At 45.9% G+C, this 21,425-nt stretch carries 22 protein-coding genes and 2 tRNA genes; 9 read left to right on the top strand and 15 right to left on the bottom strand.

All coding sequences use genetic code 11. From position 1 onward, the window contains the following. Positions 1–843: 843 nt before the first annotated feature. The 4 genes from L2755_RS13735 to rimI all read left to right on the top strand — a co-directional run bounded on the left by L2755_RS13735 (position 844) and on the right by rimI (position 2,112). Positions 844–920, top strand: a tRNA-Trp gene (locus tag L2755_RS13735). A gap of 199 nt (positions 921–1,119) precedes the next feature. Then, positions 1,120–1,196, top strand: a tRNA-Trp gene (locus L2755_RS13730). Positions 1,197–1,327: 131 nt separating this feature from the next. After that, a complete protein-coding gene (locus tag L2755_RS13725; RefSeq protein ID WP_248981251.1) occupies positions 1,328–1,678 on the top strand; it encodes a hypothetical protein in 351 nt (116 codons plus the stop codon). A gap of 35 nt (positions 1,679–1,713) precedes the next feature. Further along, positions 1,714–2,112 carry a ribosomal protein S18-alanine N-acetyltransferase gene (rimI, locus tag L2755_RS13720; RefSeq protein ID WP_248981254.1) on the top strand — a complete coding sequence of 133 codons (399 nt, stop codon included), beginning with the start codon at positions 1,714–1,716 and terminating at the stop codon, positions 2,110–2,112. Between the two features lie 80 nt (positions 2,113–2,192). Here the strand turns inward: rimI and lipA are convergent, their stop codons facing one another. The 14 genes from lipA to leuS all read right to left on the bottom strand — a co-directional run bounded on the left by lipA (position 2,193) and on the right by leuS (position 16,221). Next, entirely contained in the window at positions 2,193–3,158 is a 966-nt protein-coding gene (lipA, locus tag L2755_RS13715) for a lipoyl synthase (protein WP_248981250.1), read from the bottom strand. Then, a complete protein-coding gene (lipB, locus tag L2755_RS13710) occupies positions 3,155–3,811 on the bottom strand; it encodes a lipoyl(octanoyl) transferase LipB (protein ID WP_248981249.1) in 657 nt (218 codons plus the stop codon). Before lipB ends, lipA begins: the two co-directional genes overlap by 4 nt. A 92-nt stretch (positions 3,812–3,903) precedes the next feature. After that, positions 3,904–4,170, bottom strand: a complete 267-nt coding sequence (gene ybeD, locus L2755_RS13705; RefSeq protein WP_248981248.1) for a DUF493 family protein YbeD — start codon at positions 4,168–4,170, stop codon at positions 3,904–3,906. A gap of 141 nt (positions 4,171–4,311) precedes the next feature. Beyond that, on the bottom strand, positions 4,312–5,484 hold the full coding sequence (locus L2755_RS13700; RefSeq protein ID WP_248981253.1) for a serine hydrolase: 1,173 nt from the start codon (positions 5,482–5,484) through the stop codon (positions 4,312–4,314). 103 nt (positions 5,485–5,587) lie between these two features. Next, positions 5,588–6,376, bottom strand: a complete 789-nt coding sequence (locus L2755_RS13695; RefSeq protein WP_248981247.1) for a septal ring lytic transglycosylase RlpA family protein — start codon at positions 6,374–6,376, stop codon at positions 5,588–5,590. Next, positions 6,363–7,361, bottom strand: coding sequence for a lytic murein transglycosylase B (gene mltB, locus L2755_RS13690; protein ID WP_248981246.1), 999 nt, complete (start codon positions 7,359–7,361; stop codon positions 6,363–6,365). The genes L2755_RS13695 and mltB overlap by 14 nt, the downstream gene beginning before the upstream one ends. Positions 7,362–7,457: 96 nt before the next feature. Then, positions 7,458–8,564, bottom strand: coding sequence for a rod shape-determining protein RodA (gene rodA, locus L2755_RS13685; RefSeq protein WP_248981245.1), 1,107 nt, complete (start codon positions 8,562–8,564; stop codon positions 7,458–7,460). Next, positions 8,561–10,417, bottom strand: coding sequence for a penicillin-binding protein 2 (gene mrdA, locus L2755_RS13680; protein WP_248981244.1), 1,857 nt, complete (start codon positions 10,415–10,417; stop codon positions 8,561–8,563). Before mrdA ends, rodA begins: the two co-directional genes overlap by 4 nt. Positions 10,418–10,501: 84 nt before the next feature. After that, the gene (gene rlmH / locus L2755_RS13675; protein ID WP_020913937.1) at positions 10,502–10,972 is read right to left on the bottom strand and encodes a 23S rRNA (pseudouridine(1915)-N(3))-methyltransferase RlmH; all 471 of its coding nucleotides are present in this window, start codon (positions 10,970–10,972) and stop codon (positions 10,502–10,504) included. Further along, entirely contained in the window at positions 10,972–11,301 is a 330-nt protein-coding gene (gene rsfS, locus L2755_RS13670; protein ID WP_248981243.1) for a ribosome silencing factor, read from the bottom strand. Before rsfS ends, rlmH begins: the two co-directional genes overlap by 1 nt. A 114-nt stretch (positions 11,302–11,415) precedes the next feature. Continuing rightward, positions 11,416–12,045 (bottom strand): nicotinate-nucleotide adenylyltransferase, encoded by a 630-nt coding sequence (gene nadD, locus L2755_RS13665; RefSeq protein WP_248981242.1) that lies wholly within the window; start codon positions 12,043–12,045, stop codon positions 11,416–11,418. 2 nt (positions 12,046–12,047) lie between these two features. Then, positions 12,048–13,076, bottom strand: a complete 1,029-nt coding sequence (holA, locus tag L2755_RS13660) for a DNA polymerase III subunit delta (RefSeq protein ID WP_248981241.1) — start codon at positions 13,074–13,076, stop codon at positions 12,048–12,050. Next, a complete protein-coding gene (locus tag L2755_RS13655) occupies positions 13,076–13,570 on the bottom strand; it encodes an LPS-assembly lipoprotein LptE (protein WP_248981240.1) in 495 nt (164 codons plus the stop codon). Before L2755_RS13655 ends, holA begins: the two co-directional genes overlap by 1 nt. Before the next feature lie 59 nt (positions 13,571–13,629). Further along, the gene (gene leuS, locus L2755_RS13650; RefSeq protein WP_248981239.1) at positions 13,630–16,221 is read right to left on the bottom strand and encodes a leucine--tRNA ligase; all 2,592 of its coding nucleotides are present in this window, start codon (positions 16,219–16,221) and stop codon (positions 13,630–13,632) included. A gap of 111 nt (positions 16,222–16,332) precedes the next feature. Between leuS and L2755_RS13645 the strand changes: the two genes are divergently transcribed. From L2755_RS13645 to L2755_RS13630, 5 genes are all read left to right on the top strand, one after another. After that, a complete protein-coding gene (locus L2755_RS13645) occupies positions 16,333–16,833 on the top strand; it encodes a zinc ribbon-containing protein (protein WP_248981238.1) in 501 nt (166 codons plus the stop codon). Between the two features lie 142 nt (positions 16,834–16,975). Continuing rightward, the gene (locus tag L2755_RS22235) at positions 16,976–17,104 is read left to right on the top strand and encodes a hypothetical protein (protein WP_283102830.1); all 129 of its coding nucleotides are present in this window, start codon (positions 16,976–16,978) and stop codon (positions 17,102–17,104) included. Positions 17,105–17,168: 64 nt separating this feature from the next. Further along, positions 17,169–18,554, top strand: coding sequence for an efflux RND transporter periplasmic adaptor subunit (locus L2755_RS13640; protein WP_248981237.1), 1,386 nt, complete (start codon positions 17,169–17,171; stop codon positions 18,552–18,554). Next, a complete protein-coding gene (locus tag L2755_RS13635; RefSeq protein WP_248981236.1) occupies positions 18,551–19,228 on the top strand; it encodes an ABC transporter ATP-binding protein in 678 nt (225 codons plus the stop codon). Before L2755_RS13640 ends, L2755_RS13635 begins: the two co-directional genes overlap by 4 nt. Beyond that, positions 19,225–20,460, top strand: coding sequence for an ABC transporter permease (locus tag L2755_RS13630; RefSeq protein ID WP_248981235.1), 1,236 nt, complete (start codon positions 19,225–19,227; stop codon positions 20,458–20,460). Before L2755_RS13635 ends, L2755_RS13630 begins: the two co-directional genes overlap by 4 nt. A gap of 170 nt (positions 20,461–20,630) precedes the next feature. Here the strand turns inward: L2755_RS13630 and L2755_RS13625 are convergent, their stop codons facing one another. Next, positions 20,631–21,368: a hypothetical protein gene (locus tag L2755_RS13625; RefSeq protein ID WP_248981234.1), complete on the bottom strand. Its 738-nt coding sequence runs from the start codon at positions 21,366–21,368 to the stop codon at positions 20,631–20,633. Positions 21,369–21,425 lie beyond the last annotated feature (57 nt).

Raw genomic sequence — 21,425 nt, 5'->3', positions numbered from 1 at the left:
TCAAACAATGCACGAGAGCTTGGAATGACTTCATCATGGAACCTAAATGCGTAATGAAACTCTGCTCAAGAGAGTGGACAGAATTGATAACTTAGTTAATGTAACTGGTATTACTCTCACATGGGGAATGTGATAGCTCGATAATTGCATCCTCGGTAACTGCTCCTGCGTTACTCTACCTCCTATATCCATACAGTCGTGCATAATCGACACTTCCATTATCCATGACGGTCGTAGGTGAATATCGCAATAGCGATGTGCTTATGGCCGGAAGTTGCTCCAGGCACTTTCTGCATTTCCCACATCCCTGTGGGTCGTAGGTCATTTCCAGGCGCCAACTCTTTCTAATATTGGTCTCGAAAGAGAGTGAATAGCCCGTTGCTAACGGAGTTGCTTTAGGAGCCTATCTGAATAGAATTCTAGGAGGTGGCGTTCATTACATCCGCTAACGCTGTATTTAGGGCTCTGTCGCCGCATAATAAATGATGATTAGATTTTACTGGCGAACATAATCATTTTCTCATGTTTACGATGAGCGACTATTTGATTGCAGAAGGTAAGTAGAGGATTTTACTAAGGGAGCGACCATTGGTTAAGATCAATGCAGCACCAAGGATGCAGCGAATGTCAGTTAAGCAGGGGCGATAAATGGCCTTGATTAAGGCCTATTAAATTTCAACTGAATCCTGCATCGTTCAAGTTGAATGGGGATATAGTTATATTCCAAATAAAATAATAGTGCTGATTTTATTGCTTGCTTGATTGAAAAAAGGGCAGTCAGTGAGTTTGTCTTAAAAAGTACTTTACCTTTTCGGTCAGTTTACGCATAGTGACGTCTTCAACAGGGGTGTAGCTCCAATTGGTAGAGCGGCGGTCTCCAAAACCGCATGTTGTGAGTTCGAGTCTCCCCACCCCTGCCAAATTCGAAAAAGCCGAGCATCAGCTCGGCTTTTTTACATCTGCAATTTTCTCATACTTGTTCGGCTCTGCTATTTTGGTTTCCTACAGCCAATTTACACTGCTATAGCTGTGTTGACCGAAAAACCTGCAGTCGATAGCCTTTATATAAAAAAGTACTTTACCTTTTAGGTCTGTTTACGCATAATGCGTGTCGTCAACAGGGGTGTAGCTCCAATTGGTAGAGCGCCGGTCTCCAAAACCGGATGTTGTGAGTTCGAGTCTCCCCACCCCTGCCAAATTAGAAAAAGCCGAGCATTAGCTCGGCTTTTTTGCATCTGCAATTTAGAAATCTCAGTATGGGTATTAGCTTCACAAGCTTGCGAATGAACTGTTATCCTTACTCATCATTATTACCTTTAGAGCCAGTATGAAATCGAGTGACTACTTAGATGCAATGGGAATAACTCGTTGGGTTAAAGCTGAATTGAAAGCTGAGATCTCAACGGTACTTGTGAGCCCGCGTCGGCTTACTGAAATTGATAGTCCCATTATTTCTAAAGTGCTTGAGATGCTTGGTTATGATCGTAAGCATATACGCTTTGCAACGAGTGCTGTTCCGCACTCAAAAGTCATTTGGGATATGCGCGGTAAGCAAGTGCACAGCGATGACAATATACTGATGTCGGCTCCGATTAATGAAATTGAATCTAACCCTGAAGCCAAAAAGTTACTATGGCGTAATATGCAGCCTTTTATCGTTAAAAAGGATTTCGAGTGAACGTTATCCCTCTTACCGAGGTATCGGCGCCTCAGATGGCGCACGTCGCAGCTCAAGCACATAGTCACCCAATGTCTGAGTCGACAGTAAGGAGTTGCTTTGGGTCTTTGTATACTTGCTTAGGTGTATATGAAAGTGATGAGTTGTGTGGTTTTGCGATATTGCATCAGATCTTTGAAGACGCGACCTTAATGGATATCTGCGTTGAGCCTCAGCATCAAGGCAAAGGTTACGGCAAAGCTTTGCTTGATACAGTGATTACCCAAGCCCAAACTCATGGTGCTGAAGTGTTAATGCTTGAGGTGCGAGAGTCAGGCGTTGGTGCTAGGGCATTATATGTAAAGGCTGGCTTTGAACTGTCGGGAGTCCGAAAAGGTTACTATAAGACCGCAGGCGAACCTGAAGATGCCATATTGATGACTCTGACCTTTTAGTGTACACGTGGTATTAGCATTAGATAAAAAAATAGCGCCAGATAGGCGCTATTTTTTTATCTTTTCTCACTCAAGCAAAGTTATTTAACTTCTTTACCCTGTGCTTGAAGATCTGCATGGTAGCTTGAACGAACTAAGGGACCACAGGCTGCATGAGTAAAACCAATGCTTTCTGCTATCTCTTTTAACTCATCAAACTCTGCTGGAGGCACGTAGCGCTCAACTGGCAGATGGAACTTTGATGGTTGCAGATATTGACCTAACGTCAGCATCTCAACATTGTGAGCACGAAGATCGTGTAGCACTTGAGCGATCTCTTCGTTCGTCTCACCCAAACCCATCATCAGACCAGATTTTGTCGGTACATCTGGGTGACGTTCTTTGAACTTCTTTAGCAGATCGAGTGACCACTGATAGTTAGCACCTGGCCGCGCTTTACGATAATGCATCGGCGCTGTTTCTAAGTTGTGGTTAAACACATCTGGTGGCTCAGTCGCTAAAATATCGAGGGCTTTATCGATGCGGCCACGGAAATCCGGGACTAAGGTTTCAATCTTAATTTGAGGATTTAATACCCGTATTTCACGTATGCAATCAGCAAAGTGTTGCGCGCCGCCGTCTCGCAGATCATCACGGTCTACAGAGGTGATGACCACATACTTAAGCTTCATATCCTTGATGGTCTGAGCGAGCTTCTTTGGCTCTGCAGCATCGGGCTTTAATGGACGCCCGTGTGCAACGTCGCAAAAAGGACAACGTCGAGTACAGATGGCACCCAAAATCATAAAGGTGGCGGTACCGTGGTTGAAACACTCTGACAGGTTAGGGCACGACGCTTCTTCACATACCGAGTGCAAACCATTCTTACGTAAAGCTTGCTTTATCTCAGTAATACGCTGATTCGAAGCGGGCAGCTTAACGCGTAGCCAATCAGGTTTCCTCAGCATGGTATCGCGCTCAGAAGGGACGACTTTCACTGGAATACGTGAAACCTTGTCAGCGTCTCTTAACTTAACGCCAGGTTGTAATCTTTCAGGCCTATTCATAATGACTCTGGTAATCCTTGATGATGAACTAGGTTGCTTAAACCAAGCTCTTGGCTAAGGGTTTCAATTAACTGCTTGCCAGCTTCTTCGACAGTTTGCGGTCCGCCGAGCTGTTTGCATTGGATCATCTCCATTCCGGCATACCCGCATGGGTTGATCCGTTGGAATGGTGACATGTCCATATCTACATTGAGAGCCAATCCATGGAAAGAGCATCCTTTTCTGATCCGCAGACCGAGCGATGCTATTTTACGCTCTTCAACATACACGCCTGGTGCGTCAGCTTTAGCATAAGCTTCTACCTCATAACGTTTAAGCATGTTGACAATACTTTGTTCAATATGGGTGACGAGTTGGCGTACGCCAACTTTGAGTCGTTTGATATCTAAAAGAGGGTAAACGACCAATTGTCCTGGGCCGTGGTAGGTCACTTGACCACCGCGATCAACTTGGATCACTGGAATATCGCCTGGGTTCAAGATATGTTCACTCTTACCGGCTTGGCCTTGAGTAAATACCGGCGTATGTTCTACAACCCAGATCTCATCTTGGCTGTTCTCATCGCGATTATCAGTGTAGTGCTGCATAGCATGCCACACTGATTCGTAGTCTTGCTTACCAAGATGTCGAATATGCAAAGTGCTTTTTAGCAAGGGCAACCTCTCCCCCAAATATAAGTGCGGCTATTATACGCTTCAAATTGATAAATGTAAGACAGATCACATTTATCAGCAATGAGTAATATTTATAGGACGCGTTTAACACCCTCTATTTTGGCGAGTTCGACGTATAACGTTTCGACATGCTCTTTACTCTGCACTGTCACTCGGATTGTGATTGAGTGATAAGTCCCTTTACTTGAGACTTTAGTGCTTGGCGCGTAGTCCCCAGGGGCATGTTTTTGAACAACAGCAACAACACGATCGGCCAAAGTTTCATGGGCATCACCGACAACTTTGAATGGAAAAGAGTTTGGAAAATCCATTAATTCATCAAATTTAGTATCTAGCATTTTTTACTCTCAGCAATTTCTATAACTGTTATATGGTGTCGATTATAGCGAATTCAAGTCCACTATTCCTGCACTAGGTGATATCAAAGCGATTAAACGCAAGAAGCCACCCTAAGGTGGCTTCAATTGGCATTAGTTTGATTAGCTAAACCAGCCTTCAAATATTTGCTTAAAGTAATCCATTAACTGACTAAACCAGCTGCCTTCGTTCACTTCTTGCAACGTCACAAGTGGGAACTGCGCAATATCTTTACCGTTTAACTGGAAGTAGATACGACCCACAGTTTCGCCTTTGGCGATAGGGGCTTTAAGCTCTTTGGTTAGCTCAAAGTTAGCTTGTAGGTTTTTGGTTTGTCCGCGGCTAATAGTGATGGGAGTATCAGTGGTGACACCAAGATCAATGGTTTCTCTGTCGCCATACCAAATTTTTTGGGTAACGAAGCTATCGCCTGCTTGGTAAGGTGTGACGGTTTCGAAAAAACGGAAGCCGTAATTGAGTAGCTTTTTACTTTCAGCTTTACGTGCAGTCTCGCTTTTCGTACCCATCACAACAGATATAAGACGCATGCCATCTTTAGTCGCTGAGGTCACCAAGTTATAGCCAGCACCTGATGTATGGCCAGTCTTAATACCATCAACGTTTAGGCTTTTATCCCATAATAGTCCGTTACGGTTATATTGCTTGATACCGTTATAGGTAAAAGACTTTTCTTTGTAGACAGCATACTCATCTGGCACATCACGAATAATAGCGGCGCCTAAGATAGCCATATCATAGGCCGTTGTCTTATGGTTATCTGAATCGAGGCCATGAGAGTTTTCAAAGTAACTATCTTGCATGTCTAACTGCTTCGCCCATGAATTCATCAGGTCAACAAAGCCATCTTCAGTGCCAGCGATATGTTCAGCCATTGCAACACAAGCATCATTACCAGATTGAATGATAATGCCCTTATTAAGCTCTTCTACCGAAACGGTTTTACCGACTTCGATAAACATTTTTGATGAATCAGGGAAGTTCTTTGACCACGCTTTTTTACTGATGGTCACTTCATCGGAAGGTGATATGTTGCCCACTTTAATTTCATGACCAATAACATAACTGGTCATCATTTTAGTTAGACTGGCTGGATTTAAGCTCTCGTAGGCATTGTTTTCCGCAATAATTTGGCCGGTATTATAATCCAATAGGACATAGGCTTTAGCGGCGACAGTTGGTGCATTTGGCGTAACAACAGGAGCTGCTTGTGCAGAAAAGGCGGCGACTGAGGTCGCTAGCAAAAGCGTTTTTATAGGTTGGTTTAATAAATTCATATTAATCATGCACGTCTTTATGTTTAGGTATGATGAAAGCGAAGTTCCGCAAAGTATATCATTAGTCGACAAGCTAATTCGCACTAGGTTCATTAATCTTGTTTCATTCTGTTATCAAATAGCTTTGTGGGTAACCTTGCTGTTTGAGTGTTTCTGTCAGTTTGCTGGCTAACTGCGCTTGTCCAATCGGGCCAAGCTGTAAGCGGTATAGGTTGTTCGATTGTTGCACTCGGCTGTTTACTTGGTATTTTTTCTCAAGCTCATTAGCTAAGAGGTCCAAACGTGTTTTGTTTGAAGACGCCACAATTTGGATAAAATGCAGCTCAGTCCCTTTAAGCTCTGCCAAGGCAATAGATTCAGGATTGGCAATATAGATCACCTCAAGGCTGACATTGGCGGTGCCCGTTTTCAACATATCGAGTCTATGAGCGGCGGCATAGGACAGATCGATAAGCCTGTCTTCATGAAAAGGCCCGCGATCATTAACACGAACAATAACGGTTTTATCATTTTTTAGGTTGGTAACCCGCACATAACTCGGCAGTGGCAAACTCTTGTGTGCCGCTGACATTGAGTACATATCGTAGGTTTCACCATTAGAGGTTAAATGGCCATGAAACTTAGCGCCATACCATGAGGCTATGCCTTTTGCTTGATAACCTTCACCGCTATCCATGACTTGATAGCTTTTACCCAAAACAGTGTAATTTGCCTTGTTGCCGCCACGGCTATAGGGCTCAAATTTTGGGTGAGCGTCTTCGACTTTTGATACGTCGGGTGCCGATGTCGGTGCTTTATCGTTAGCAATATCGTAGCGGCTGTTTTGGCTGCTAGAGCAAGCAGCCAAAATACTTGCTAATAAGATGACAGCGAGGGCGTTAGTGCGTTGCATAAGCTTGTTCGAGTTCCTGACTAAACTGGTATACCGCCATCGCATAAAGAGGGCTTCGGTTATAACGGGTGATGACATAGAAGTTCTTTAAACCTAGCCAGTACTCATCCTTATCAATCTGTTCGAGCTTTACCACGAGTGCTGGTTTGGATACATCAATATCGATTGATTCAGCTAACGCGACACTAGGGGACAAAATATCAGCAATAGTGTAATGCAGTTTCTCGCCAGACCATGTCTTAACGGTATCAGGCAATGCTTTTGTCAATGTTAATTCTACTGCCACGGGCTGATTTTGTTGCCAGCCATGCTGATGAAAGTAATTAGCAACGCTGCCAATGGCATCTACCGGACTATTGAGTAGATCTCGACTGCCATCATTATCGAAATCTACCGAGTAGTGACGGTAACTAGAAGGGATAAACTGGCCAAATCCCATCGCGCCAGCATATGAACCTTTTAAGCTATTAACATCAAGATTTTCTTCTTTTACTAACGCTTGTAAATTAGCAAATTCACTGCGGAAGAAGGTGGCTCTAGGGGGGTAATGAAACCCTAATGTGTACAAAGCGTCTTTAACGGGGTAGTTGCCCATATAGCCGCCATAGAAAGTTTCAATACCTATGATAGCGACGATGATTTGCGGATCAACATTGAACTCTTTAGAGGCTTTTTCTATGGTTGAGGCATGTTCTTTCCAGAATGCTAGCCCTGCCGCTAGACGTTTTTCGGTCAGAAATATTGGATAATACTGATGCCAAGGTTTAGCTTCCCAAGGCTTGGTCATTGCATCTATAACCGCTTGGTTAAACTCCGCATTGTCGATAAAGGCTTGAGTTTCTGTATCACTGAAACCTTGAGCATGTTGAGTTTTAATAAACTCAACTTTTAGCGCTTCGACAGAGGGTTCTATAGTATTTGCGAATGCGGAGCTCGATAAAATGGTCAGCGCTAAGGGCGCAATAAAGCGGTTTAACAGTGTCATCTGCTATTCAATCCTTAATGTCGATTAAACGCTTACGGTGATACCTGAATACGGTAAGCGTTATCGAGTTAATCACTTTGTTCGGTTGCTGAAATGTTATCTATCAATGAATCGCCGGTGAGTATGAATACTCATTAAGATCCCAAAGCCAGTCATTAATGTCAGCATGGAGGTACCACCATAACTGATTAATGGCAGAGGTACACCTACCACAGGTAATAAGCCTGAAACCATGCCGATATTGACAAATATATACACGAAGAAGGTTAAGGTTATACTGCCAGCTAACAACCGAGCAAAGCTGGTTTGAGCGCGAGACGCGATAACGAGTCCGCGGCCGATAACATAAAGATAGAGTGCCAATAAAAGCAAACTGCCGATAAGACCAAACTCTTCACCGATGACAGCGAAGATGAAATCTGTATGTCGCTCAGGTAAAAATTCGAGCTGAGATTGGGTACCATCGAGCCAACCTTTGCCCCAAAGTCCACCGGACCCAATAGCAATTTTAGATTGAATGATATGGTAGCCGGCCCCAAGGGGGTCTTTTTCAGGATCAAGTAGTGTTAGCACGCGGGTGCGTTGGTAATCGTGCATGAAGAAAAACCACAGTGCGGGTAACATTGCTAATACTGCGGCGATAAAACCACCGACAATTCGCCAGCTCATGCCTGATAAGAAAAGGACAAATATCCCCGATGCGGCGACAAGAATAGAGGTGCCTAAATCGGGCTGCTTAGCAATGAGTAACGTTGGCACTAGTAAAATGACTAACGCACCGGCTAAGTAGCGCTTCTTAGGCGGCAGTGGGAACTTACTGATATACCAAGCCATTGTGATTGGGAAGGCGAGTTTAATTAATTCAGAGGGCTGGAACTCCATAAAACCAAGGTTGAGCCAGCGCTGTGCCCCTTTATTTATTTCGCCAAAAAAATGTACCCCAAGCAATAATATTATTCCCGCAAGATAGATGGGGAATGCCCAGCGGCGAAAAACTTCGGGGTTTATTTGCGCTACGGCAAACATGATCACCAGTGACAACCCCATACGCACTAGTTGACGATCCATTAAGGCTAAATCTTCACCGCCAGCGGAGTAGATAACCACTAGCCCAAAGCCCATGAGTGCCAAAAGTCCGATTAATAACGGCAGATCGATATGAAGACGCTGCCAAATATTGGGGCGATGGTTGTGTGCACTCATTCTTTTTTGTCCCATGAATCTCTTAGTAAATACTCATCAAGTAGCGCTCGCGCTACCGGGCCTGCGTTTTTTCCACCCCAGCCCGCATTTTCAAGTACTACCGCGAGTACTATTGTGGGGTTCTCATAGGGTGCATAGGCGATAATCAATGCATTGTCTCGCAGATGCTCATCAATGGTTTCGGCGTCGTACTTAGCGTCTTCTGCCATGCTAAACACTTGAGCCGTACCTGTTTTCATTGCGGCAGTATATTTGGCATCAGTGAAACGAGACTTGTGTGCGGTGTCACGCATGGCCTCATTGATGATGTCCCAGTTGTTGGGATCTTTAAGTACAATGGGGGCTAGTTCATTGGCTGGGCTGTCTATTTTCGCCGTTTTATCTTGAATAGATTTAAGTAGGTGTGGCACAAAACGGCGGCCTTTGTTGGCCATAATAGCTGTCGCATTAGCTAATTGAAGTGGCGTTGTCGTCCAGTAACCTTGGCCAATACCGACCGAAATAGTATCACCTATATACCAAGGCTGATTATAGCGCAGACGTTTCCAATCTTTAGATGGCATGATACCAGCAGACTCTTCAAAGATATCGACACCAGTGCGCTCACCAAACCCAAAGGGTTGCATAAAATCGGCGATAGCATCGACACCTGTTTTATAGGCTAAATCGTAGAAGTAGGTATCACAGGAGCTTACTATTGCGCTGTTAACATTAACCCAGCCATGGCCCCAACGTTTCCAATCTCGGTATTTGCGTTCAACGCCAGGGATTTGCCAAAACCCCGGATCCCAAATGCGCGTTTTCGGTGTGACCGCTTTAGTCTCTAAGCCAAGCAGCGCTAAATGTGGTTTCACCGTCGAAGCTGGTGCGTATTGCCCTTGAGTTGCGCGGTTAATTAAAGGCCGTGATGTTGAATCGAGTAGTTCGTTATAAGCTCTGCTGCTAATGCCATGAACAAATGGGTTTGGATCGTAAGTTGGGCTTGATAACAGGGCCAATATACCGCCATCTCTAGGATCAATAGCCACCACTGAACCTCGACGGCCATTGAGCAATTCCATGGCTTTTTTTTGTAAATTAAGATCTAAGGTTAAGTAGATATCTTGTCCTGGAACGGGAGGCTTTGATTTTAACGTACGAATGGTTCTGCCACGGTTATTCACCTCTTCTTCAAGGTGACCAGGCTTGCCAAGCAACATGCTTTCGTAAAACCTCTCAATACCTTGTTTACCAATATCTTTGGTAGCAGCGTAGTTACTCCACTTGTTATTGCGCTCAAGTGAAGCTTTGTCACGGCTGTTGATTTTCCCTACATAGCCCAGTGCATGAGTCATTAGGCCATCGTAAGGATAATGGCGTTTTAGGCCCGCTTCTATTGAGATGCCAGGGAATCGATGCTGATTGACGCTAAACTTAGCGACTTGCTCTTCGGTGAGTTTGTTTTTAATGGTGAGAGGCTTGAAGCGTCGGTGGTATTTAAGCGCTTCGATAGCACTGTCTTTTTCATCATCAGTAAGGGCGATGACCTGGCTTAGCTCAGCCAAAGTTTCACTGATGTCGTTAACTTTTTCCGGCACCATCTCTAGAGAGAAATAAGGTTGATTCTCCGCCAGTAGCTGTCCATTCCTGTCATATATCAGTCCACGGCTCGGGGCAACGGGTACGACTCTGATGCGGTTATCATTGGAGCGTGTTTCATAGTCTTTGAACGAGAGGATTTGCAGCTGGTACAGATTAATGAGAAGTAAACTCAGCAGAATGAAAACACAGAGGAAAGTAAACAGAGCGCGACGTTTAAACAGCGAGGCTTCAGCTGCATGGTCGTTCATGGTGATGCGCTTTCTAGGGGACACTTACATTTTCTCCTGCTCAAAAAAAGGTGCCAGGCACATAGCTCATTCCTGTAAAGGTAAGACTAACTGAATGTAAAGTCGATATTATTCTCTATGGTAGGGATGATTATTGTTAATACTCCAGCCTCGGTAAAGGCTTTCTGCAACAATCACTCTAACCAAAGGGTGGGGAAGGGTTAACGCTGATAAGCACCAACTTTGCGCTGCTGCTTTTTTACAGTCGGGTGATAGCCCCTCGGGGCCGCCAATTAACAGACTGACATCTCGGCCATCAAGTAGCCATTTATTCATCTGCTGCGCCAACTCGGGGGTCTTCAGGTTTTTACCTGGAAGATCGAGGCTGACGATATGGTTACCCTTAGGGATTGCAGCCAACATTAACTCGCCCTCTTTTTGGAGGATACGAGCTATATCGGCATTTTTACCGCGTTTGCCAGCGGGGATTTCAATTAACTCAAGCGCCATATCTCGAGGAAAGCGGCGCTGATATTCTTTAAAACCTGTTTCGACCCAATCTGGCATGCGGGTCCCTACTGCAACTAACTGAATTTTCATTATTCAGGTTTTTCTGACCATAGCTTTTCAAGCTGGTAGTAGTCGCGAGTTTGGTCTTGCATTACGTGCATGATGACATCGCCTAGGTCAACAAGAACCCATTCGCTGCTTTCACGGCCTTCTACGCCTAAAATCTTTAGGCCAGCGCGCTTTGATTCAACCACTAAGTTTTCAGCGATTGCTTTAACATGAGTTTTTGAATTACCAGTACAAACCACCATAAAGTCGGCGATGTTAGATTTCTCAGATACGTCCATTACAACAATATCTTTGGCTTTAAGGTCTTCAACCTTATCGATTACAAATTGCTTTAGCTCGGCGCTTTCCACGCGGATACCCCATTAATTTTTAGACAGCGCGATAGTATAGCAGGTAATAGGTATGAGATTAATAGCGAAGATTAGAAATAGTGACTTTAGCAGTGAAGATTTTTGTGGGTAGTGCTAAGTCTTTGAGCCATATAGCCGATGCTGTTTTATATAAAGTTGAACACTGGAGGGTAATGCATCATTAACCGATATACCTTGGCTAAGATCGGTGCGTATTTGCGTCGACGAAAAGGGCTGCTCTGTGATTGACACGGGAAAGATAGCGCCAGTTTTAGAGATTGTTGCTGTTTTGGCACTGCGCTCGGTCAGTACCGTCTGCATTGGGTGCTGTATCGATAGTTGCCACCCCGGTCGTTGACAGACGACGATGTGGCACAGATCAAATAGACTCTGCCATTGATACCAACTCTGTAGCCCTAAAAATGAATCCATCCCCATTAGAAAATAAAACTCATGCATTGGATATTGCTGTTTTAGCACTGCTAATGTGGTTACGGTATAAGAGGGAGTGTCTCGATTGGCTTCAATTGCGCATAGTTTGAGTTGCGGGAATTGATCGCATGCCGCCTGCGCCATTGCTAATCGGTCATCGGTGCTAACGTGGGTGCCATTTTTGTGCGGCGGAATATGGTTTGGCATTAGCCAAACCTCATCGAGTTTAAGCCGCTGTTGTACTTCTATCGCGGGACGAATATGACCAAAATGTATCGGGTCGAAGGTGCCGCCTAGAATACCGATTTTCATGATTATAGCGCTATGTGTTTGAGTGCTTCATGGGCTTTCGCATCGAAAAGTAGACTAATGTGGCTCAGTCCAGTCCAATCTTCTATGCCTTGCTGCTTTAGCTTTAACTCAAGTTGTGATGACGTCGCTAGCAGTGTTTCGACTTGTGGCAGGGATAAACGTTGGAGCGCCTGCTGATACAGGGGTTTACGTTTGTCCCATATGCGCAATTTACTCCAAAGGGCTTGTATTGGTTGACCATTGGCTTCAGCTGTTTTGAGTTGCAGTAATACGCTCAACTCTTTGAATAGTGACCAGAGTATGATTGGCATAGCAACGCCCTCACTTTTTAGCTGTGACAAAATATGCTGCGCTTTATCTTGTTGGTTACTCAACATTGCATCGGTCAGCTGAAAAACACTAAAACGAGACTGGTCTTCAAAATACTGGGTTAACTGTTCAGGCTCAATCGGTGCTGTAGGGCTGAGTAGTTGCAGCAACTGCAACGCCTGATCTGCAGCAAGTAAGTTGCCTTCATATAGTGCAAAAAGCATCTCTCGGGAATCACGAGATAAAGACAATGCGTAATGGCTGATCCTAGTGTCAAGCCAACGTTGAAATTGAGCGCCTTCTGGGGTGATGCAAGGAACATAAACGCCTTTAGCGTCTAAGGATTTGAACCATTTACTCTTGGTTTGCTCGACAGCGAGTTTAGGACCCGTTAACACCAGTAATACATCAGGATTATCCATCTGCATTAATGATTGAAACATGGCGCTACCCTCGGTACCAGGCTTGGCTGTGGGCAGTGTGAGTTCAATAATACGGCGACTTGAGAACAAGCTCATGGCTTGCCATTGCTCGATTAATTCATTCCAGTTAAACCCCGTTTCTTGGGTTAATTGAATTTTTTCATCGAAACCTTGCTGCTTAGCGATGTTATACAAAGCACTGCGGCTTTGCTCGCATAACCAAGGATCATCGCCAAAAATAAGGCAGCATTGGGGCAAAGGGCTGAGGTTTCGCAGTAATTGATCTGGGTATACCCGCATCAATTAACCTCTGTTGCTGCCAGAGCTTGAATAATACGATCGGCAGCTTGAATACGCATCTCTTTGAGCAGCAATTGCATCTCGCGACTCTTTGCTAATGCGGTGCGCGGATCGTCCAAGTAATCGCGGTGAATATCAACTTCAAATCGCTGAGATTCGGCATCAGGCAGTTGCACAGCAAAAGAGACTTGGTAGATTAACTCGTACTCAGCCACGTTACCCGTTGGGTAAATAGACAGAGTGGAGCGGTCTAGCGAGTCACTAATAATGCGCAGCATTGGAATATCATGTGCTGGCTCAACAACGGCAATACGGTTAAGTCTTAAACGTTCATGCACTAGACGAGTTAATTCACTGTATTCGTCTTGGCTGGTTAAGCTTAATGTTTGCAACTGTTCAGGGAGAGAGTAGCTTCCCTGTAATTTAAAGCCACAACCCGCACTGAGCAGTACACTCAGTGCTAAGGTTGCTAAAAATATGCGTTTAATTAGCATAAGCTTTGTTTAGTCTTCCTTGTTTGCATTTTCGGTTTACAAAGCAAATTAGTCTGCATTTAGTTCGCTACGATGTTGAGTAACTTACCCTGTATGTAGATAACTTTACGAACAGTTTTGCCTTCAGTGTGCTTAACCACACCCTCTTCAGCCAAGCCAGCCGCTTCAACTTCTTCTTTGCTTGCATCTGCAGCGACAGTTATTTTAGCGCGCAGCTTACCGTTAACTTGTACGATAATAAGCTTGCTGTCTTCAACCAGTGCGGCTTCATCTACTTCAGGCCAAAGTACGTCTTCAATCGCACCAGTATTACCCAGTTCATTCCACAAGCTAAAGCTAGTGTGAGGAATGATCGGATAAAGTAAACGAGTCACGGCGCTTAATGCTTCTTGCATTAGTGCTCTGTCTTGTTCAGTTTCAGTAGCCGCTTTTTGCAAGCGGTTCATCAACTCCATCACAGATGCAATAGCAGTGTTGAACATTTGGCGACGTTCAATATCGTCACCGACTTTTGCAATGGTCTTGTGCAATTCACGGCGCAGCTCTTTTTGAGCAGCGTTAAGTGATTTCAGATCTAATTCTATCGTTGGGCCAGCAGCAACATGATCGTGTGCCGTTTTCCACAAACGCTTAATAAAGCGATGTGCGCCTTCAACACTCGATTCTTGCCATTCAAGCGTTAGCTCTGGTGGCGCGGCAAACATCATGAATAAACGCACGGTGTCAGCACCGTATTTATTGACCATCTCTTGTGGATCAATACCGTTATTCTTTGACTTAGACATCTTGCTCATACCAGTGTAAACCAGCTCATTACCTTCACTGTCTACCGATTTTACAGTACGGCCTTTGTCATCAGTCTCAAGCACGGTGACATCACTTGGTGCAACCCAAACGCGTGCGCCTTTCTCATTGTTATAGTAATAAGCATCAGCCAATACCATACCTTGAGTCAGTAGACGTTTAGCGGGCTCGTTAGAGTTCACTAAACCAGTATCACGTAGCAACTTGTGGAAGAAGCGGAAATACAATAGGTGCATACAAGCGTGCTCAATACCACCAATGTATTGATCCACGGGTAACCAGTAGTTTGCTTTGGCTGGATCAAGCATCTCATCTGCATGAGGACTACAGTAGCGCGCGTAGTACCAAGATGACTCCATAAAGGTGTCGAAGGTATCGGTTTCGCGGAAAGCTTCTTGACCATTAACCTGGGTTTTAGCCCACTCTTTGTCAGCTTTAATTGGGCTTTGAATGCCGTCCATAACGACATCTTCAGGCAAGATAACTGGCAGTTGATCTTCTGGCGTCGGTACAACAGTACCATCAGCCAAGGTTACCATCGGGATCGGTGCACCCCAGTAACGTTGACGTGAAACACCCCAGTCGCGTAGACGGAAGTTCACTTGACGCTTACCTTTGCCTTCAGCTGTTAGTTTTGCATCAATGGCATCGAACGCCGCTTGAAAATCAAGACCGTCCAGCTCTGGAAAAGAGTCGCCTGAATTAAACAAAACACCTTTATCAGTGTAAGCTTCTTCAGTGATATCAAGCTCGCTACCAGCAGGCTTAACAACACCTTCGATAGTTAAGCCGTATTTCTTGGCAAATTCATAATCACGTTGATCGTGTGCCGGTACAGACATCACTGCACCCGTACCGTAGTTCATTAATACAAAGTTACCGACCCAGATGGGTACTTCTTTACCTGTTAACGGGTGGATTGCATTAAGACCGGTAGCAACGCCTTTTTTCTCCATAGCAGCCATTGCCGCTTCGGTAGTATCGGCGTTTTTACACTCTTCGATAAACTCAGCCAGTGCTGGGTTATTCGCCGCTGCTTGCAGTGCTAAAGGATGTGCGGCTGCAATGGCAACGTAAGTCACACCCATAACAGTATCTGGACGCGTGGTATAGATATCGAAGCTCTGGTCGCTACCTGCAACCTTGAACGTCATCTCGATACCTTCGCTACGACCAATCCAGTTGCGCTGCATGGTCTTAACTTGTTCAGGCCACTCGTCTAATGTATCAAGATCAGTGAGCAGCTCATCGGCATATTCAGTGATTTTAATGAACCACTGCGGGATCTCTTTTTGCTCGACAGTGGTATCACAGCGCCAGCAACAACCGTTGATAACTTGCTCGTTTGCTAGAACTGTTTCATCATTAGGACACCAGTTAACCGAAGCTGTCTTCTTGTAAACTAAGCCTTTTTCGTAAAGCTTAGTGAAGAACCATTGTTCCCAGCGGTAATACTCGGGTGTACAAGTCGCTATTTCACGTGACCAGTCATAACCGAAACCAAGCATTTTAAGCTGGTTCTTCATGTAGTCGATGTTTTCATAAGTCCATGGGGCTGGCGCGGTATTGTTTTTGATTGCCGCATTCTCAGCGGGTAGGCCAAAAGAGTCCCAACCGATAGGCTGTAGAACATTTTTGCCTTGCAGACGTTGGTAACGCGCGACAACATCACCTATGGTGTAGTTACGTACGTGGCCCATATGCAGTCGGCCTGAAGGGTATGGAAACATAGAAAGGCAGTAAAACTTTTCTTTGTTTTCATCTTCGGTAACTTCAAATGTCTTTTCGTCTTTCCAGTGCTGTTGCACTTTTGCTTCAATTTCAGAAGGAGTATATTGCTCTTGCATCAATCTATTTCCGGCCGTTGTTTGATCTAGCGCTATTTATGCGCGAGTTATATCGACATAGAATAAACTAGAAGTGAGTCATTAAAAAGGTTCGTCGAAGGAGTATTTACTATGAGTGAACAAAGTACTGAGTTACTTTCGCTTTACGAGGCACTAATTCATCAAATAAAAGCGCAATACAATGATGATAACTCTTTGACAGTAAAGAGTTTATATAGTCAGACTCAGGCCAGTAAGGAATATTTGGCTATCAAGCAGCAAGCAAAGGCTGAAGAGCTAGCTTTAGTTGAACAATTTTTAAAACGTGATATTGCCAGTTTTTTACAAGAGAAAAACGCTAAAGACTTGAGCCATAGCCCGACTATGATCGCTGTTGAAAATACGTTATGGCATTGGTTAAGTGGAATTACCGACCGCAGTCAGATTGAATGGCATGAAGTGGCGCAAGATTTTAAGCATCACGGCTATTACGAGTCCGGCGAGATAGTCGGGCAGGGCACCATGGTGTGCACTGCCTGTGGCCATGAGTCGAAAATCGAATTTCCTCAAGTAATCTCTGATTGCACTGAGTGTGATAACGACGAGTTTACCCGAGAACCGTTAGCACCTTAGTTAACATGTCCATCCTGTTGTTACTATTTTTATGATTAATTAAACCGCATTGCTTAAGCCAGAATGCGGTTTTTCAATATTCCCCTCTAGCGAACAGTACTCCCAGGTTAAGCAATAGATATATGACCAAGTGAGTCAGAGTGTGGCTGAATTAGCTGACTCGATGAATAACAATATTGAGGCTGTGATGGCAAATGGTAGCCAGATAGGTCTTTTTGTCATTTGGTGTCATCAATGCGGTAATGGCTTCAAGAAGTGTAAAGATGATTAAAGCTCTAATACGCTTGAATTTTATAGAGGTAGAATCCCCTACATTAGATTGAAGAGGATCCCCCATGAACAAATTTATTATCGCCGCCACGGCACTGGCCTTAACCGTTTTTTGGTATTTTATCCCTGCCGAGAATAACCAAGTTGAGTTTCAATATCAGACGCAAGTACTAGCGACTGGAGATATCCAAAAAACGGTGGGAGCCACTGGCGCCCTCGCTGCGGTCGATGATTTGGTGGTGGGGTCACAGCTCTCGGGTCAGATCACCGAGCTGCTGGTGGATTTCAACGATAAGGTCGAAAAAGGGCAGCTACTGGCTCGCATCGATCCGCGCACTTTTAGTGCCAAAGTCGATCAATACCAGGCGCAGATCGCTAGTATTGACGCCAATATTGCTCTGCAAAAAGTCACGATTAGCATGGTCCAACTTAGCGCAAGTCTTGCTCAACGGGATCTGGTTCGCGGTCAAGGGCTAGTCGCCAGCAACAATATCTCCGCAGAGGAGCTGGACCAGTTAAAAACCTCTGCGGCCCTCGCGGATCTGGACGTTTTGAAAGCCAAAGCCGAGCTAGATGCCTTGACAGCCAGTAAGGCAAGCACGTTGGCGCAGCTGTTACAGGCACAAATCGAGCTAGATCGGACTGAAATTCGCGCGCCGATCAGCGGCATTGTTATTAACCGCACCATCGAAGCGGGCCAGACTGTGGCATCGAGCTACAACACTCCAGAGCTTTTTGTCATCGCCAAAGATCTATCGCAGATGGAGATCGAAGCTTATGTCGATGAATCTGACATCGGTTTCATTACTAGTGGCCAGCGGGTGGATTTCACTGTCGACGCTTACCCGCAGGCGAAATTTATCGGTAAAGTGCGCCAAATCCGCCAATATCCGGAAACCGATTCAGGGGTGGTTTCCTACACAGTGATCATCAGTGCGCCAAATCCGAGGGGCCAGTTGTTGCCCGGCATGACGGCCGATCTTACGGTCCGCATAGACACCGCAAGAAATGTGGTACGAGTGCCGAACTCTGCTATTCGCATTGCCGCCCGACAGGCTAGTCTAAACTCCTCAAATGAACGCAGTGGTAAGCAGTCTATGGGAAAGATGGGCGAGTTAATGGATCAACTGGACTTAACCGAGCAGCAACGCCAACAGGTGGCTGCTGCTCGCCCAGATAAAGGAGCCGATCCTATGGCTCGTAATAGAGAGCAGGCTCGCCAACGGCTAGATCGAGCGTTGAAGCAGATCCTCACCTCAGAGCAACAGCAACGATTGCAGGCCTTACGCAGCGGACAGGTTAAATCCGGTTACGTCATGATCCTAGAGGATAGTGAGCCAAAGTTGATGCATGTGCAATTGGGTCTTAGTGATGATCAATACACTCAAATTGATGGTACGGCGCTAGTGGGAAAAGCGGTGGTCACCCAGATCCAGCAGGTGAAGCTATGAGTATTGCCCTCAGTTGTCATGATTTAAGTCACAGTTTCCCCATGGCTGGGGGATCATTAACCGTGCTAGATAATATCAATTTGGAGATCGAAACCGGTGAAATGTTGGCCATCATGGGGCCGTCTGGGTCTGGCAAGTCCACTCTAATGAACCTACTCGGCTGCTTAATGACCCCGGTAAAGGGTCGCCTTACAGTGCTGGGGCAGCAGACGGCCGGCATGAGCCGGGAGCAGTTGGCAGAGCTTCGCAGCCAGCACATTGGCTTTGTCTTTCAGCAGTTTAATTTGTTGGCAAGGACCTCGGCGCAGGACAACGTTCAGATGCCACTGATGTATAACCCCGACCCGACTCGAGATGATGAGCAGCAGGCTCGGCATTGCTTAGAGATGGTGGGACTCGGTGATCGAGCGGGTCATACGCCGAACCAATTATCAGGGGGGCAGCAACAGCGCGTCGCCATTGCTCGTGCACTGGTGAATCAACCGAAGATATTACTGGCCGACGAGCCAACGGGAGCGTTGGATACCAAGACGGGTAAGGAGATCATGGTACTGTTTAAAGAGCTCAACCGCAGCGGCATCACCGTTATTCTTGTCACCCATGAACCAGAGATAGCCGCGTACGCCGACCGAACCATTATGGTGCGAGACGGTAAAGTGGAGAGCGCCACATGATACAGATACAACTGGTTAATACGGCACTGAGCTCTCTGAGGCGTAACCTCATGCGTAGCATGCTCACCACCCTTGGGATTATCATCGGTATTAGCGCGGTGATCATTATGTTTGCCTTAGGTGAAGGGGCCCAGAAAAAAGTCGAGCAGCAAATTGAAGCGCTTGGGACCAACTTGCTAATGGTGAAGTCTTCTTCTGTGAGCGCTGGAGGGGCGAAGGGGGCGGCGGGCAATGTACAGAAATTGACTTTAGACGACGTCGCGGCGCTTAAGCGCGAGATCCCACAGATTGTTGCTGCAGGAACTTCAGTCAACGCGCAGGCCCAAGTGGTGTGGGGTAATGAAAACTGGAACACCCGTATCGAGGGGATCAACCTTGATGTTCTCAGTGCCCACCATTGGGAAATTCAGGCAGGTAGAACCTTCAGCGAGCAGGAGATGAAAAGCGCAGCCAAAGTGGCCATTATCGGTGAAACCGTCGCCGAAGAGTTGTTTGGTATCGCCTCAATGGCGGTCGGTGAAACCATTCGAATTAACAAGATCCCCATACTCGTGATCGGCCTGTTAAAGGGCAAAGGCGAAGACATGCGCGGCAGTGATTTAGACGATACGGTCATGTTGCCTTTCTCTACTGCGGTGCGCCGAGTGATTGGTGGCAACAGCAAGTATCAAGACAGGATCAAGCGCATTACGGTGCAAGTGGACGACCCAAGTAACATGGATTGGGTCGCAGCTGAGATAGAAAACGTCATTAAACAGCGCCACAGAGTGGCCGATGATGAACCCTCACCTGTTCGCGTGATGAACCTATCGCAAATGATGGAAACCCGAGCTGAGGCCTCTCAGGTATTTAGTTCATTGTTGGCCGGAGTCGCAGGAGTCTCCTTGCTGGTGGGCGGCATCGGGGTGATGAACATCATGCTGGTCACCGTCACCGAGCGTACGAGGGAGATTGGTTTGCGACTCGCGGTAGGCGCTAAACCTGCAGACATTCGTAATCAATTCTTAATTGAGAGTGTGGTGCTGTGTTTAGTTGGCGCTTTACTGGGGCTCGCCTTATCAGTGTTAGCCCTCATCATTGCCGGCCCGCTGTTTGGTTGGGAGATGGTGTTACCGACCAATATTATGTTGTTGTCGGTGGCTGGCACGGCAGTGATTGGCATCGGCTTCGGCTACTACCCAGCTCGCAAAGCTGCCAACCTCGATCCTATCGAAGCGCTCAGGTATGAGTAATTTGCGGTTCTAGCTCTTCGGCGAGACAAGCTGAGGAGCGATTGCAGAAGGGCGATTGTGCTGTGATTGGACCCGAGAGCATCAGTGTCAAGGGTATTTGCATGGCTGCAACGTCTGCGTGTTTCAGGTTTTAAGCTGGCAATCACGCAGATGTTGTTGCAGAAGCGTTCTTAGAACTTAAGTTCAAATCCGAAGCTAAATTTAGCCTCATCACTATTGAGAGAACCTTTAGCGCCCGTAAACTGGCCGTAAACTTCAGTACGGCTGTATTGCCCTTTAAAATAAACCATCGCTGGTTGACCTAGAATATTACTGTTCATACCCTGGGTCCATACCACGTCATACATCTCCATCTCTACGCCAGAGAAAGACTTACCACCAACCATTTCGATGAAGGAGAAGTGGGTTTCGTTCCAAGGGTGCAGGATGTACAGATTCAAACTAGAAAGGTGGCTAGCGTTGCCGCCACCGATCTCGTCAGGCACGCCGCGCAGGGCCTTTTTATCATGGGCTACGTAGCTGTAGTTGATGCTAGGAAAGAACAGGGTCTTACCGTTGTCGGCGGTGATTGGTAGCATAAAACCAACGGTGCTCATTACCGACGCGTCAGCTATGGAGATAATGTCTACGTACAAACCACCGAAACGGCTGTCGAAGTTAGCTCCACGGACACGGGCGTATTCTGAGTCCAGCTCATATTCTGCCTGGTAAACAAGTTGGTTGTCGCTGCCTGCATACCAGTTGGTGGCACCGCCGCCACCTATCAGTTTTAGATCGCCATTATGTTGCACTTCAAGACCCACTTTTTGGCCGGCGTTACGTGGGTCTTTGGTGTGCATATCTTCGCTGGCGATAGCAGCAGTACTCAGGCTGGCCATTACTAGTGCGGCAGTCATCGTTTTTTGCATTATTATCCCTTTAACTTATTATTAGTGTTTATTATTTTTAATCAGCAAAATGCTGTC

The sequence above is a fragment of the Shewanella abyssi genome (assembly GCF_023284025.1).
In the GTDB taxonomy this organism is placed as follows: Bacteria; Pseudomonadota; Gammaproteobacteria; order Enterobacterales; family Shewanellaceae; genus Shewanella; species Shewanella abyssi.
This window is presented reverse-complemented; position numbering and strand designations above follow the sequence as displayed.